This window comes from Lysobacter avium, from assembly GCF_015209745.1.
Taxonomy (GTDB): Bacteria; Pseudomonadota; Gammaproteobacteria; order Xanthomonadales; family Xanthomonadaceae; genus Novilysobacter; species Novilysobacter avium.
The window spans coordinates 2,129,879-2,144,819 of record NZ_CP063657.1 but is presented as its reverse complement, the minus strand read 5'-3'; the positions used below and the strand labels follow the sequence as shown (position 1 = coordinate 2,144,819).

At 67.1% G+C, this 14,941-nt stretch carries 12 protein-coding genes, 1 pseudogene and 1 riboswitch; of the genes and pseudogenes, 6 read left to right on the top strand and 7 right to left on the bottom strand.

Going from position 1 to position 14,941, the window contains the following annotated elements; all coding sequences use genetic code 11:
- Positions 1 to 302: 302 nt before the first annotated feature.
- Positions 303 to 1,340, top strand: coding sequence for a type IV pilus twitching motility protein PilT (locus tag INQ42_RS09700; protein ID WP_043957729.1), 1,038 nt, complete (start codon positions 303 to 305; stop codon positions 1,338 to 1,340).
- Positions 1,341 to 1,398: 58 nt separating this feature from the next.
- Positions 1,399 to 2,553 (top strand): PilT/PilU family type 4a pilus ATPase, encoded by a 1,155-nt coding sequence (locus INQ42_RS09695; RefSeq protein ID WP_194034084.1) that lies wholly within the window; start codon positions 1,399 to 1,401, stop codon positions 2,551 to 2,553.
- A 103-nt stretch (positions 2,554 to 2,656) separates the two neighbouring features.
- Here the strand turns inward: INQ42_RS09695 and INQ42_RS09690 are convergent, their stop codons facing one another.
- Together INQ42_RS09690 and INQ42_RS09685 are read right to left on the bottom strand one after the other, a co-directional pair.
- Positions 2,657 to 3,484, bottom strand: coding sequence for an META and DUF4377 domain-containing protein (locus tag INQ42_RS09690; protein WP_194034083.1), 828 nt, complete (start codon positions 3,482 to 3,484; stop codon positions 2,657 to 2,659).
- 36 nt (positions 3,485 to 3,520) lie between these two features.
- Positions 3,521 to 4,138, bottom strand: coding sequence for a DNA-3-methyladenine glycosylase I (locus INQ42_RS09685; RefSeq protein WP_194034082.1), 618 nt, complete (start codon positions 4,136 to 4,138; stop codon positions 3,521 to 3,523).
- Between the two features lie 2 nt (positions 4,139 to 4,140).
- Between INQ42_RS09685 and INQ42_RS09680 the strand changes: the two genes are divergently transcribed.
- The 3 genes and pseudogenes from INQ42_RS09680 to INQ42_RS09670 all read left to right on the top strand — a co-directional run bounded on the left by INQ42_RS09680 (position 4,141) and on the right by INQ42_RS09670 (position 6,220).
- A complete protein-coding gene (locus INQ42_RS09680) occupies positions 4,141 to 4,707 on the top strand; it encodes a YqgE/AlgH family protein (protein WP_194034081.1) in 567 nt (188 codons plus the stop codon).
- A pseudogene (gene ruvX / locus INQ42_RS09675) lies at positions 4,704 to 5,186 on the top strand (Holliday junction resolvase RuvX); the annotation flags it as partial. The gene INQ42_RS09680 and the pseudogene ruvX, both read left to right, overlap by 4 nt.
- Positions 5,187 to 5,269: 83 nt before the next feature.
- Positions 5,270 to 6,220: an aspartate carbamoyltransferase catalytic subunit gene (locus INQ42_RS09670; protein ID WP_194034079.1), complete on the top strand. Its 951-nt coding sequence runs from the start codon at positions 5,270 to 5,272 to the stop codon at positions 6,218 to 6,220.
- 128 nt (positions 6,221 to 6,348) lie between these two features.
- On the opposite strand, the gene gcvP is transcribed toward INQ42_RS09670, so the two are convergent.
- Positions 6,349 to 9,246: an aminomethyl-transferring glycine dehydrogenase gene (gcvP, locus tag INQ42_RS09665; RefSeq protein ID WP_194034078.1), complete on the bottom strand. Its 2,898-nt coding sequence runs from the start codon at positions 9,244 to 9,246 to the stop codon at positions 6,349 to 6,351.
- 115 nt (positions 9,247 to 9,361) lie between these two features.
- A riboswitch (glycine riboswitch) is annotated at positions 9,362 to 9,471 on the bottom strand.
- A gap of 328 nt (positions 9,472 to 9,799) precedes the next feature.
- Here gcvP and INQ42_RS09660 point away from each other — a divergent pair.
- Positions 9,800 to 11,002, top strand: coding sequence for a multidrug effflux MFS transporter (locus tag INQ42_RS09660; RefSeq protein ID WP_248285403.1), 1,203 nt, complete (start codon positions 9,800 to 9,802; stop codon positions 11,000 to 11,002).
- Positions 11,003 to 11,026: 24 nt separating this feature from the next.
- On the opposite strand, the gene INQ42_RS09655 is transcribed toward INQ42_RS09660, so the two are convergent.
- From INQ42_RS09655 to minD, 4 genes are all read right to left on the bottom strand, one after another.
- Positions 11,027 to 13,084: a M2 family metallopeptidase gene (locus INQ42_RS09655; protein WP_194034076.1), complete on the bottom strand. Its 2,058-nt coding sequence runs from the start codon at positions 13,082 to 13,084 to the stop codon at positions 11,027 to 11,029.
- A 51-nt stretch (positions 13,085 to 13,135) separates the two neighbouring features.
- The gene (locus tag INQ42_RS09650; RefSeq protein WP_194034075.1) at positions 13,136 to 13,624 is read right to left on the bottom strand and encodes a hypothetical protein; all 489 of its coding nucleotides are present in this window, start codon (positions 13,622 to 13,624) and stop codon (positions 13,136 to 13,138) included.
- Positions 13,625 to 13,724: 100 nt separating this feature from the next.
- Positions 13,725 to 13,991, bottom strand: a complete 267-nt coding sequence (gene minE / locus INQ42_RS09645) for a cell division topological specificity factor MinE (protein ID WP_043957401.1) — start codon at positions 13,989 to 13,991, stop codon at positions 13,725 to 13,727.
- Between the two features lie 2 nt (positions 13,992 to 13,993).
- On the bottom strand, positions 13,994 to 14,803 hold the full coding sequence (gene minD, locus INQ42_RS09640) for a septum site-determining protein MinD (RefSeq protein WP_194034074.1): 810 nt from the start codon (positions 14,801 to 14,803) through the stop codon (positions 13,994 to 13,996).
- Positions 14,804 to 14,941: the final 138 nt, after the last annotated feature.

Genomic DNA, 14,941 nt, shown 5'->3' with positions numbered 1-14,941 from the left:
TGGTTTGCGGTGGTTGCCTGCCAGGGCATCGGGATCGACCAGTGTAAGAGCCTGCGCCATTGCCTGCCTCCCGCGGAGGCGATGCGGATGCGAAGCGCGACCGCAGGGGCGCGCCAGGTGCTCCCGCAGCGGACGACGAAGGCTGTGATCGGGTACTGGATTGACGGCACCGGTCCGGGGCTATACTCCGGGCTGGGGCCATCCGTATCACCATTTGCCTGCGTGCCGTCGGCGGCTGCGGGCGGAGCGGGGCGCGGATTTCCGAAATCAACGGTTCAAATCCGCGGTTCAGGGGAACATGTATGGATATTGCCGAGCTGCTGGCGTTTTCAGTCAAGAACAAGGCATCCGATCTGCATCTGTCGGCCGGCATGCCGCCGATGATCCGCGTGGACGGCGATGTCCGCCGGATCAACATCCCGGCACTGGACCACAAGACGGTCCACGCGCTGGTGTACGACATCATGTCGGACAAGCAGCGCCGCGATTTTGAAGAGTTCCTGGAAACCGACTTCTCGTTCGAGATCCCCGGCCTGGCCCGCTTCCGCGTCAACGCGTTCAACCAGAACCGCGGCGCCGGCGCGGTGTTCCGCACCATTCCCTCCGAGGTGCTGACGCTTGAGGACCTGGCCACGCCGCGGATCTTCAAGGACCTGATCGACCAGCCGCAGGGTCTGATCCTGGTGACCGGGCCGACCGGCTCGGGCAAGTCGACCACGCTGGCGGCGATGATCGACCACATCAACAAGACCGAGTACGGGCACATCCTGTCGGTGGAGGACCCGATCGAGTTCGTGCACACCTCGCAGAAATGCCTGATCAACCAGCGCGAGGTCCACCGCGACACGCACGGCTTCAACGAGGCGCTGCGCTCGGCGCTGCGTGAGGATCCCGACTACATCCTGGTGGGTGAGCTGCGCGATCTGGAAACCATCCGCCTGGCGTTGACCGCCGCGGAAACCGGCCATCTGGTGTTCGCCACCGTGCATACCAGCTCGGCGGCCAAGACCATCGACCGAATCATCGATGTGTTCCCGGCGGGCGAGAAGCCGATGGTGCGCTCGATGCTGTCCGAGTCGCTGCGCGCGGTGATCAGCCAGGCGCTGCTGAAGAAGGTCGGCGGTGGCCGCACCGCGGCGTGGGAGATCATGGTCGGCACGCCGGCGATCCGGAACCTGATCCGCGAGGACAAGGTCGCGCAGATGTATTCGGCCATCCAGACCGGCCAGAACAGCGGCATGATGACCCTGGACCAGCACCTCCAGGATCTGGTGAAACGCGGGCTGATCCTGCGCCCGCAGGCGCGCGAATACGCCAAGGACAAGCGGCTGTTCGATTGACCGGCCGATCCACTGAACGCGCCGCCAGGCCGGGTGCCTGCGGACGGGGGAAATCGCAATGAACACGACCCAGAGCACGAACGAGACGATCGACTTCACGTCGTTCCTCAAGCTGATGGCGCACCAGAAGGCCTCCGATCTGTTCATCACCGCCGGCATGCCGCCGTCGATGAAGGTCAACGGCGTGCTGCAGCCGATCACCAAGAGCCCGTTGACGCCGCAGCAAAGCCGCGACCTGGTGCTCAACGTGATGAATCCCTCGCAGCGAGAGGAGTTCGAGAAGACACACGAGGCGAACTTCGCGATCGGGCTGGCCAATGTCGGCCGCTTCCGCGTCAGCTGTTTCTACCAGCGCAACCAGGTCGGCATGGTGCTGCGCCGGATCGAGACCAGGATCCCGACCATCGACGAGCTGGGCCTGCCGCAGGTGCTCAAGACGCTGGCGATGACCAAGCGCGGGATCATCCTGTTCGTCGGCGCCACCGGCACCGGCAAGTCGACCTCGCTGGCGGCGATGATCGGCTACCGCAACCAGAACTCGACCGGCCACATCATCACCATCGAGGATCCGATCGAGTTCGTGCACAAGCACGAGGGTTGCATCATTACCCAGCGTGAGGTCGGCATCGATACCGACAGCTGGGAGAACGCGCTGAAGAACACGCTGCGCCAGGCGCCCGACGTGATCATGATCGGCGAGGTGCGCACCCGCGAGGGCATGGACCACGCGATCGCCTTCGCCGAGACCGGCCACCTGGTGCTGTGCACGCTGCACGCCAACAACGCCAACCAGGCGATGGACCGGATGATCAACTTCTTCCCCGAGGACCGGCGCAACCAGTTGCTGATGGACCTGTCGCTGAACCTCAAGGGCGTGGTGGCCCAGCAACTGGTTCCCACCCCGGACGGCAAGGCGCGCCGGGTGGCGATGGAAATCCTGCTGGGCACGCCGCTGGTGCAGGACTACATCCGCGACGGCGAGATCCACAAGCTCAAGGAAGTGATGAAGGAGTCCACCCAGTTGGGCATGAAGACCTTCGACCAGGCACTTTTCGAGCTGTACCAGGCCGGCGAGATCAGCTACGAGGACGCACTGCGCTACGCCGACTCGCAGAACGAGGTGCGCCTGCGCATCAAGCTCGCCCAGGGCGGCAATGCGCAGACCCTCGCCGCGGGCATGGACGGCGTGGAAGTGGCCGAGATCCGCGACTAGCCTGACTCACCGACGTGCGCTGGGCACACGTCGGGTCTGGGCATCTAAACAAAAACAGCCGGGCAAATCCCGGCTGTTTTTCGTTATCCGTGAGGCGTTGAGGTCAGGGAGCGACCTGCTCCGATTCGACCACCATGTCCAGCACGTAGGCGACCGAGGAGCCATCCGCCGGCGGATTGGCGACTTTGTAGCGCTTCAGGCGCAGTACGTTGCGCACGCCCGCCTCGTGGGTGTAACCCTCGATCTCCTGATACAGCGGCTCCCATTCGCCAGGCTCGCCGGCGACCGTGCCGTCATCGCGGTAGGTCCGCTCGCGCACCTGCAGGCACTGCTTGTCCGCAATCAGCGGGTGGCTGCACGGGACCGTCTGCGCGGCGACCTCCATGAACACCTGCGCGCCTTCGCTGCCGTAGCGCGACGCGGCGGTGGGCTCGCCCGCAAAGACGAGTTTGTCGCCGGCATCGGTGGTCACTTGCAGACGCGGGGATTCCTCGCTGCCGGTGAGGCGGATGCGGGGATTGCCTTCCAATCGGCTGCCGATGGCGCGATCCAGTTCGGCCAGCTTGGGATCGGCGCAAGCCATCAAGGTCTGCTGCAGCGAGTCGATCTTCAGCTTTTCATCGTCCAGCCGGTAGCCGCCGTTCATCAGGTTGCAGGTGTTGCTGATGGACAGCCGGTTATCGGCGAAGTCCAGTTGCACGGGTTTGACGTCGCGGGCAAACAAGGCATCGATATGGGCGCCACCGGCGTCGCTGGCTTCGGCCAGGCGCCAGTGGTAGCGCGACAGGGTCGTATCGTCGACAGCCATCGATGCGGCCGCAGGCGTTTTCTGTGCGGCGGCCGGGACGGGCGTGTCGGTCGCGGGAGTCGCCGGTCGTTCGGCGGTACATGCGGCAAGGGCAAGCGGCAGGAGAAGCAGATGGAATTTCATGGGCTGACTACTCACGCGGGAGGATTGCGCGGCAGTCTATGAGCCCGAACCGGAACGAGGCGTGCACAAGAGTTCTTTTGCCCATGGCGCGCCGGCCGCCACCGTGCGCGCGTGAACCGGGCAGTCGCTGCGATGCGCGCCCGGCAGGTAGCCCAGGCTCATCAGGAACTCGCCGGTGATCTCCGGCCCCGTGAAGCGGAACGTCTGGCGAAACAGTTTTACCCACCCGGCCTTGTCCCGGCGGTGCTCTCCGTCCGTCAAATGCGCATCCAGCCAGTGGGCGAAGCCGCCGTGGCTCGCGCGCAGGTCCTTGATCACCTGCGCGTTGTGGATTGCCGCGTTGATCTTCAGCCGGTTGCGGATGATCGCCGCGTCACCCAGCAGGCGGTCGCGGTCGGCGTCGCCATAGGCTGCGACGCGGTCGACCTCAAAGCCGCCGTAAGCCTGCTGGAAGGCCTCGCGCTTGCGCAGGATGGTCAGCCAGCTCAGGCCGGCCTGGTTGATTTCAAGCACCAGCCGCTCGAACAGGACGGCTTCGTCGCGCTGGGGAAAGCCGTATTCATCGTCGTGGTAGGGGCCGTGCAGCGGATGACCCGGTGCGCTGTCGCAGTAGCCGGATGACGCGGCAGGCACGGGCTGCGGGCTAGAATGCATGGATGGATTCTGGCCCCACACCCCTTGCCAATCAATTGTTGATCGCCCTGCCGGCGCTTGAGGAGGGCGCGTTCGCACGCTCGGTCGCGCTGATCTGCCAGCACGACGAGGACGGTGCCATGGGCATCGTGGTGAACCGCGCCTCGGAGTACACGCTGGGCGAAGTCCTCGGCCAGATGAGCATCGACGGCGGCAGTGATGCGCTGCGCGCGCGGGTGGTCCTGGCCGGCGGTCCGGTCCATCCGGAGCGTGGCTTCGTCCTCCACGACGGCGGCAACCGCTGGGACTCTACCCTGACCATCACCGATGAACTCTCGCTCACCACCTCGCGCGACATCCTCGAAGCCATGGCCAGCGGCGAGGGCCCGGCCAATGCCGTGGTCGCGCTGGGCTGTGCGGGCTGGGGCGCCGGCCAGCTGGAGCAGGAGTTGACCGACAACGACTGGCTGACCGCACCGGCAGACGCGGAGCTGCTCTTCGACGTGCCGCTGGAAGCGCGCTGGGAGGCCGCCGCCGGGCGCATCGGCGTGGACTTCGCCCACTTGGCTGGCTATTCCGGCCGCGCATGAGCGGGAGCGATGAGGCGGAATCTCCCGCTGACGCCCTGCCGGCGATCCGCGGCGACGGCAGCGTGCTGGGTTTCGACGTCGGCTCGCGGCGCATCGGTGTTGCGCTGGGCACGCCGCTGGCAGGGCAGGCGCGCGCGTTGGCGGTGGTCGACGTGCACGCCGCCGGCCCGGACTGGGCGGCAGTCGACCGTCTGTATCGCGAATGGCGGCCCGATGGGTTCATCGTCGGCGATCCGCTGACCCTGGATGGCGGCAGCCAGCCCGCTCGTGAGCGGGCGCACGGGTTCGCCCGGCAATTGCAGTCCCGCTACCGCCGGCAGGTGCTGCTGGTGGACGAGCGGTCCAGCTCGATGGAAGCGGCGCAGCGTTTTGCCCGCGCGCGCGCGCAGGGCCAGAGACGCCGTCGCGATGCCGTGGCCCTGGACGCCATGGCGGCGGCGGTGATCGTGGATCGCTGGATGGGCGCGCCCGGCGATGCCATCGACATCCGCGCGGTCGTGCCGACCGGCGACGATCCCCCAACCGCGTCCGGCACCGCCACGACAGACCCCGGAAAGACCGCATGAACACAGCAAACGAAGTGCTCGAGCCTCTGCGCCACCTGCTCAGCCTGGAACACCTGCCGCGCGCACAACTGATCGCTTTGCTGGATCGTGCGCAGTGCCTTGTCGACGGCGAGGGTGACCGCGCCGCGCTGGCCGGGATCGCGATCTGCACACTGTTCTTCGAAGCATCCACCCGCACCCGCCTGAGCTTCCAGCTGGCCGCACAGCGGCTCGGGGCGGACGTGCTCAACTTCGATGTCTCCACCTCGTCCACCCGCAAGGGCGAAACCGCGCGCGACACCCTGCGCACCATCGAGGCGATGGGCGTGCGCGGGTTCATCGTGCGCGACAACGAGGATGGCAGCGTGGCCGCCTTGGCCGCCGCCGCGGGACCGGGCACCGCACTGGTCAATGCGGGCGACGGCCGCAGCGATCACCCCACCCAGGGACTGCTCGACATGCTGACCCTGCGCCAGGCCAAGGGGGCCGACTTCAGCCGCCTCAAGGTGCTGATCGTCGGCGACGTGAAGCATTCGCGCGTCGCCCGCTCCGACCTGCACGCGCTGCGCACGCTGGGCGCCGGGGAAATCCGCGTGTGTGCGCCGCCGACGCTGTTGCCCGCTGACGCCACCCTGGCGGGGTGCACCGTCAGCCACGATCTGGACGCCGCGCTGGAAGGCGTGGATGCGCTGATGATGCTGCGCCTGCAGCGTGAGCGGATGGAAGAAGGGCTGGTGTCCTCGCTGGAGGACTATCACCGCGACTACGGCCTCACCGCCAGCCGCCTGCGACACGCGGCGCCGGATGCGGTGGTGATGCATCCCGGGCCGATCAACCGCGGGGTGGAGATCACCGACGAGGTCGCCGATGGGCCGCAATCGCTGGTCCTGCGCCAGGTCCGCAACGGCGTGGCGGTGCGGATGGCGGTGCTGGAAACCCTGCTGGGCGGCCCCGTGCGTCCGTGTTGATGCTGAACAAAACGAGCACCCACGCGATGCGGTCGGCCCTCGCTTGATGCCCTCTAAGAAAAAGCCCCGCAAATGCGGGGCTTTTTTTGGACTGGCAGCCGGTCAAGCGCCGGTAAGAACCAACCCGATCACGACACCATCGGCTCGCTGAACGCCTCGATCTCGCCTTCGTACTCGTTGATCGGCACGCAGGCGCAGAACACGTTCTTGTCGCCGTAGATGTTGTCCACGCGGGCAATCGGCGGCCAGTACTTCTGCTGCCGCAGCGAAGGCAGTGGGAAGGCCGCCAGCTCGCGGGGGTAGGCGTGCGACCACTCGCTCGCGCTGACCTGCGCCGCGGTGTGCGGCGCATGCTTGAGCGGATTGTCCTCACGGTCCAGCGACCCGTCCTCGATGGCCCGGATCTCCTCGCGGATCTGGATCATCGCGTCGATGAAGCGGTCCAGCTCGTGCAGCGACTCGCTTTCGGTCGGCTCGACCATCAGCGTGCCGGCGACCGGGAAGCTCAGGGTCGGGGCGTGGAAGCCGAAGTCCACCAGCCGCTTGGCCACGTCCTCGGCGCTGACGTCGGTGGCCTTCTCCAGCGGACGCAGGTCCAGGATGCACTCGTGCGCGACCAGACCGTTGCGACCGGTGTACAGGGTCGGGTAGTGCGGCTCCAGACGCTTGGCCACGTAGTTGGCGTTGAGCATCGCGATCTCGCTGGCCCGGCGCAGGCCGTCGCGGCCCATCAGGGTGATGTACATCCAGCTGATCGGCAGGATCGAGGCCGACCCGAAAGTCGCCGCGCTGACCATGCCCACCTCGCCCTGGCCGCCGAACGCGCGCGGCAGGTAGGGCGCCAGGTGCGACTTCACCGCGCACGGGCCCACGCCGGGACCGCCGCCGCCGTGCGGGATGCAGAAAGTCTTGTGCAGGTTCAGGTGGGACACGTCCGAGCCCCACTTGCCGGGCTGGGCGAGGCCGACGATGGCGTTCATGTTGGCGCCGTCGGTGTAGACCTGGCCGCCGTGGGCGTGGACGATCTCACAGATCTCCACCACGCCTTCCTCGAACACGCCGTGGGTGGAGGGGTAGGTGATCATCAGCGCGGCCAGCCGATCCGAATACTTCTCGGCGTTGGCGCGGATGTCCTCGACATCGACGTTGCCGTTGGCGTCGCACTTGGTCACCACGACCTTCAGCCCGCAGAGCTGCGCCGAGGCCGGGTTGGTGCCGTGGGCGGACTCGGGGATCAGGCAGATGTCGCGCTGCTCCTGGCCGTTGGCGCGGTGCCAGGCGCGGATCGCGAGCAGACCCGCGTACTCGCCCTGGGCGCCGGAGTTGGGCTGCAGGCTGACCGCGTCATAGCCGGTGATCTCCGCCAGCATCGCCTCCAGGCCGTCGATCAGCTCCTTGTAGCCCAGCGCCTGGTCGGCCGGCGCCAGCGGGTGGATGTTGGCGAACTCCGGCCAGGTGATCGGGATCATCTCGGCGGTGGCGTTGAGCTTCATGGTGCAGCTGCCCAGCGGGATCATGGTCCGGTCCAGCGCGAGGTCCTTGTCCGCCAGCGAGCGGATGTAGCGCAGCATCTCGTGCTCGCTGTGGTGGGTATTGAACACCGGGTGGGTCATGAATCTGGATTCGCGCAGCAGGCCAGCCGGCAGCGCGTCGGCGGTGTCGGCATCCAGCTCGTCGATGCGGTCCAGGTCGATCTGCACGCCAAACAGGCCGGCCAGCGCGATCACGTCCTCGCGGGTGGTCGTCTCGTCGAAGCTGATGCCGATGCTGCTGGCATCGATCACGCGCAGGTTCATGTGCGCCTGCGCGGCGCGGTGGTGCATGTCGGCCGCGTCCACCCCGGTCAGGTGCAGGGTGTCGAAGAAGTCGTCCCCGACGGCGACTCCCGCGTTGCGCAGGATGCCGGCCAGGATGCCCGCCAGCCGGTGGGTCCGGCGCGCGATGCGGATCAGGCCATCCGGGCCGTGGTAGACGGCGTACATCGCCGCCATCACCGCCAACAGCACCTGCGCGGTGCAGATGTTGCTGGTCGCCTTCTCGCGGCGGATGTGCTGCTCGCGGGTCTGCAGGGTCAGGCGATAGGCCGGGTTGCCCTCGGCATCGACCGACACGCCGATCAGGCGGCCCGGCATCGAGCGCTTGTAGGCGTCGCGGCAGGCCATGAACGCGGCATGCGGACCACCGAAGCCGAACGGCACGCCGAAGCGCTGGGTGTTGCCGACTACGATGTCCGCGCCCCATTCACCGGGCGCCTTGAGCAGCGTCAGGGCGAGCAGGTCCACGGCGACAGCGACCAGACCGCCGCGTGCGTGCACGGCCTCGGCCAGTTTGGCGTAGTCATTGGCGCGGCCGAAGGTGTCGGGATACTGCAGCAGCACGCCGAAGGCGTCGGTCTGCGCTGCGTCGGCGTCATCGCCCACTACCAGCTCGATTTCCAGCGGTTCGGCGCGGGTGCGCATCACCTCGATGGTCTGCGGGTGGACGCCGCTGGAGACGAAGAACACATTGCTCTTGGCGCGGCTGGACCGGCGCGCCAGGGTCATGGCCTCGGCCGCCGCCGTGCCCTCATCGAGCAGGGACGCGTTGGCGATCTCCATGCCGGTGAGGTCCATGCACATGGTCTGGAAGTTGATCAGTGCCTCCATCCGGCCCTGCGAAATCTCGGCCTGATAAGGCGTGTAGGCGGTGTACCAGCCCGGGTTCTCGAGGATGTTGCGCAGGATCACGTTGGGCGTGTGGGTGCCGTAATAGCCCTGGCCGATGAAGCTGCGGAACACCCGGTTGCGCTCGGCGATCTCGCGGATCCGGGCCAGCGCGTCGACTTCGGTCACTGCCGTGGGCAGCGCCAGCGGGTCTGGCGAGCGGATCGAGCCGGGCACGATCGCATCGGTGAAGGCGTCCAGCGACTCGTGACCGACCACGCGCAGCATCTGCGCGATTTCCGCGTCGTTGGGGCCGATGTGGCGCGCAACGAACGCATCGTGATGCTCAAGCTCGCGCAGGGAGAGTGGGGTGTCGTGGCTCATGTCAGGGGTCCGTTGGCTGGGTGCGGTGCGTGACCGCGGGAAGGACGTTCGCACGCCGCCCGCCTCCTGGCCGACGGACGCTTGCGGGTCCCTGGCTTGCGCCACGGGAATCCCCGCTCGCCCCTCTGTCCTTTTGCCTGAGAGTTTTGGAAGCCGACCCGGTCCGGGTCTGCGCTTCGTGCCCCTTCGGCGCCGGATTCAACCGGTCTCTCCAGAGTGGTTCACAGCCGGTGGTACGGGAGCCTGAACGATTACGGGCGTTGCGTCTTCGGCAGCGGGACGGCCTGTCAGACCGCGATCCGCTTCTCCCACCGGATGTATCTACCTGCGCGGATTATAGGCGATGCAGCACCACCGGGGCGGCAGCCGCCAAGACCCGGACCGCCCGGCCGGCACCCTGTTTCGGGGTCGGGTCATCGGCATCACCGCTTACGCCACGCGGAGCACGTCCAGCCCGTACCATGACGGGTCGTTCGACCGCTGGATTTCCGTGGACACATCGCAAAAGCCGGTGAGCCTGGCCCGGCTCACCCTGATCCTGGCCGGGCTGTCGATGTTCGGCCCCTTCGCCATCGACACCATTTTCCCCGCGTTCCCGGTCATGGGCGCGGAGTTCGGTGCGAACAAGCTGGCAATGCAGCAGACCATCAGCGTCTATCTGGTGGCGTATGCCGTCACCAGCGTCCTGCACGGGCCGCTGTCGGACGCGTGGGGCCGGCGCCGGGTGATCCTGGGCGGCCTGGCGATCTTCACCCTGGCCTCCGTCGGCTGCGCGATGTCGACCCGGCTGGATACGCTGCTGGTGTTCCGTGCGCTGCAGGGACTGTCGGCGGGCACCGGGCTGATCGTCGGCCGGGCGGTGATCCGCGACGTGCTGCAGGGCGACGACGCCCAGCGCCTGATGAGCCACGTGTCGATGATCTTCGGCATCGCCCCGGCGATCGCGCCGATCATCGGCGGCTGGATCCTCGGCTGGAGCCACTGGTCGACGATTTTCTGGTTCCTGGTCGTGTTCTCGGCGGTATTGCTGGCTGTCACCTGGTGGCTGCTGCCCGAGACGCATCCGGTCCAGGCGCGGCTGCCACTGGTGCCCTCCCGGCTGCTGCGCGACTACAAGGCGATCCTGATCAATCCGCGTTTCCAGCGCCTGGCCGCCTGCGCGGCGTTCAACTTCTCGGCGCTGTTCCTGTTCATCGCCTCCGCGCCGGCCTTCGTGCTGGACCTGCTGCAACGCAACGGCGAGCCCATGGGTCCGGGCGACTTTGGCTGGTTCTTCATCCCGATGATCGGAGGCATGGTGCTGGGCGCGTTCACCTCCGGCCGCGCCGCCGGACGCATCCGCGGCTCGACGCTGGTGGCGATCGGCTTCTCGGTCTCCGGCTTTGCGGTCACGCTGGGGCTCATCTTCAACCTGTTGAGCGACGCCCCGCAGATTCCCTGGGCGATGATCCCGATCAGCCTGAACGCGTTCGGCATCGCCCTGGTGTTCCCGATCGTGACCCTGGCGATCCTGGAGATGTACCCGCGCATGCGCGGCGCGGCGTCCTCGTTGCAGGCGTTCACCTCACTGGTGCTGAACGCGGTGGTGGCAGGCATCATCTCGCCGTGGCTCAGCGGCAGCGCCCTGTCGCTGGCGATCGCTGCCGCGGCCCTGGTCCTGATCGGCTGGCTGTTCTGGCTGTGGGAATCGATGTCCTCCAGGCCGCTGTCAGGCCGCTCGCGCAGCGGTACGCGGGTGCCGGGCGATTCGATCTGAGCTGCCGGCCGCCGGTGCCGCAGCTCAGCCCTTGACGTTGGCCTGAGCCGGCTTGACGCCGTCATCGGCACGCGCCGGCGCCGGCGACGTCGCCGGATCCGCGGTCGACGCCGGCGGAGCGTTCGCTGCGGCACTTGCCTGCCAGCCACAGGTCTGGCCTTCGTTCTGCTGCTGCAGCCACTCCTGCAACGGGGCGAAGTACTCCAGCACCGCGCTGGCATCCATGCTCTCCCCGCCGGTCAACTCTTTCATGGTCTGCTGCCAGGGCTGGCTTGCGCCCTTGGCCAGCATCGCCTGCAATTTCTCGCCCGCGGCCTTGTTGCCGTAGAAGCTGCACTCGTTGAGCGGACCAGTATGGCCTGCCGCCTCGCACAGCGACTTGTAGAACTGGAACTGCAGCACGTGCGAGAGGAAATAGCGGGTGTAGGGCGTGTTGCCTGGCACGTGGTACTTGGCGCCCGGATCGAAGAATTCCTCGCCGCGCGCCTCCACCGGCGCCACGCCCTGGTATTTGGCCTTCAGGTCCCACCACGCCTTGTTGTACTGGTCCGGCTGGATGGAGCCGTCGAACACGCCCCAACGCCAGCGGTCGATCATCAGGCCGAACGGGAGGAAGGCCACCTTGGCCAGCGCCATGCGCATCTGCGCGTTGACCAGCGCTTCCTCGCTCTGCTGCTGGGCGCTGGCCAGGCCGATCGACTCCAGGTACTTCGGCGTCATCGCCAGCACGATCGTGTCGCCGATGGATTCATGGAAGCCGTCGTGCGCGCCGGTCTGGAACAGGGGTGGCTGGTCGTTGTAGGCCATGTAGTAATACACGTGGCCGAGCTCGTGGTAGATGGTGGTGAACTCTTCCTCATTGGGCTTGATGCACATCTTTGTGCGAACGTCGCCCTTCATGTCCATGTCCCACGCGCTGGCGTGGCAGACCACGTTGCGGTCGCGCGGCTTGATGAACTGGGTGCGCTGCCAGTAGCTGTCGGGCAGCTTGGCCATCCCCAGCGAAAGGTAGAAGTCCTCCGCCCGCTTGGTCATCTGCCGCGCGGAGGCGTCCCTTGCTTCCACCTCCAACTGGGCAAGATGCGCGGGGCTGCGGTCGGCTCCGTTCTGGGCCAGCTTCTGCCGGTGGATCTCGTCGTAGCGCGCTTCCAGTGCCCCGGTGATGTCCATCGAGCCGGCGTTCTCATACGGCACCAGCACGTCCCACAGGTTCCCCCAGTCCTGCTGCCACATGTTGCCCATCAGGTGCGCGGGCAGCATGCCGCCGGCAACCTCGCCCTTGTCCTTGCCGTACTTCGCGTCCAGGCGGGTGCGTGCGTAGCAGTGCAGCTGCTCGTAGAGCGGCTTGACCTGGCCCCACAGGCGGTCGGTTTCGGCGGCCAGCTCGACCGGGCTCATGTCATAGCCCGAGCGCCACATCTCGCCGGCATCGGCGAAGCCCATGTCGCCCGCGCCTTCGTTGACCAGCTCGACGAAACGCACGTAATCCTTGCGCATCGGCTGGGCGATGGTGTGCCAGCCGCGCCAGGCATCCAGCTGGTCGTTGTAGTCGCGGCTGGTGCGCAGGACGTCTTCCAGCTCGCCCAGCTGGCGGCAGCTGCGCGCATCGCCCTCGCCCTTGCAGTACTCGCCGGACCCGTAGGCGCCTTCCATCTTGCTGGCGATGCCAGCCAGTTCGGCCAGCCTGGCCGGATCGCTGGGGGCGGGCATGGACGTGGACAGCTTCAGCAATTGGATCGCGCGCGCGGTCTCCGGCGTCATCTGCTGGCCCTCGAAACCCTTGGCCTGCTCGATCCACTGGTTCAGTTGCGAGAGGTAGCGCTCGTTCGACTTTGCCGCCAGGAACTCGGTGTCGTCGTTGATGTAGGTATTGGACAGCCATTGCGGCTTGGTCAGCTCCGGCTGCATCGCCTTCCACTCGCTGTTGACGCGGGCGATGAACTGGTCGGCGGTCTCATTGGCCGGCGCGGTGCTGCCGGTCGCAGGCGCGGAGGAGTCGGGCGTTGGCGATTTCTCGCAGGCGGCCAGGCCGAGGACGGCAATGGCGATGCTCAGCGCGAGCACGGCGCGGATGGGCTTCATCGAATCTCACCTCTGGGTTCTGAGCGCCGCGATGACGCCAACCCCCGAAGGCTAGGTCCCGCGCGCGTGGGGCGCAAGCGTGCGCGCAACCGGATCCACCAGCCCGCGCGCCGCGAGCCAGTGCCAGGCGGCGTCGGCATCGCGGTGGAAATAGGCCGCCGCGGATCCCAGGCGGAAGGTGTAGCCCCACGCGTCCATGTCGGCCAGGATGCGTTCGGCGCCGACGCCGGGCAGGGCATCGCCCAGCAACGCCTGCAGCACGCAGACCGCGTCCTCTTCCTCGATGGAGTCGGTGGCGTCGGTGTGCACCACCGCACGGTCGGCGGGCGGCAATACGATCAGGTGGCCGGCCTCGTGCAACAGCGAATGCACCGGCGTGTCGCCGCGGGCGAACACGCTCTCGCCGATCAGCCCGGCCTCGGTATCGCCCCAGTAACTGCCGGGGATCGGCTCGCCATCCGCCACCTCGACCAGGCGCAGGCCGTAGCCCGCCAGCAGGCGGGCCGGGGTCTCAAAGCCGATGTCGGACAAGGTCAGCATGCCGTCGGCTTCACAGGAAACTGCCGGTGTGGCCAGCGCACCGGCGAACGTCCCGCGACCTGTGCCGGCGTCGCGGGCAGGGAAGCAGCTGCCGCACGCGTCAGCTGTTGGCGACCGCCGCGCTTTCCGGCAGCGAGACCGAGATATCCAGCACCTTGTCGTCACCCTCGCCCAGCAGGTCGACCTTGACCGCGTCGGCGTCCACGTTGACGTATTTGCGGATGACCTCGAGCAACTCTCGTTGCAGCATCGGCAGGTAGTCCGGGCCACCGCGGGTTGCGCGCTCGTGGGCGACGATGATCCGCAGCCGGTCCTTGGCGACCGAGGCGGTCTGCTTCTTGACCAGCAGGAAATCGAACAGACCCATGACTATCCTCCGAACATCTTGCTGAAGAAGCCCTTTTTCTCGGGGCTTATGAAACGCATCGGGCGGGTGTCGCCCAGCAGTCGGGCCACGGCGTCGTCGTAGGCCTGGGCCGCGTCGGACTCGGTGTCCAGGATCACCGGCTCGCCCTTGTTGGAGGCGTTGAGCACATCGGTGGACTCGGGGATCACGCCGATGGCTTTCAGGCCGAGGATCTCCTCCACGTCGGTGATGCTGAGCATCTCGCCGCTCTCCACCCGCTTGGGACTGTAGCGCGTCAACAGCAGGTGCTCCTTGATCCGCTCGCCCTTCTCAGCGTGGCGTGTCTTGGATGCGAGCAGGCCGAGGATACGGTCGGAATCGCGTACCGAGGACACTTCCGGGTTGACCACCACCAGGGCCTGGTCGGCGAAGTACATCGAGAGGTAGGCGCCCTTCTCGATACCGGCCGGGGAGTCGCAGATGATGTAGTCGAAACCGTCGGCGGCCAGTTCGTTGAGCACGCGCTCCACGCCTTCCAGGGTCAGCGCGTCCTTGTCGCGGGTCTGCGATGCGGCCAGCACGAACAGGTTCTCGAAGCGCTTGTCCTTGATCAGCGACTGCTTGAGCGTGGACTCGCCATTGACCACGTTGACGAAGTCATAAACGACCCGCCGCTCGCAGCCCATGATCAGGTCCAGGTTGCGCAGGCCGACGTCGAAATCGATGATGGCGACCTTGTGGCCGCGGCGGGCAAGGCCGCAGGCGAGGCTGGCGCTGGTCGTGGTCTTGCCGACGCCTCCCTTGCCCGAAGTGACAACGATGATCTCGGCCAAGTTCAAATCCTCCAAATGATGGGGTGGTGCGCAAGGGGAAACGCCGCCGGTGGGTGACCGGCCGGTACTGCGCGCGCGGGGGCGGCGCAGTCCGCGTCACTGCCGCCTGTGGCGGTGTGCGACGTGGCGACGGGGGAC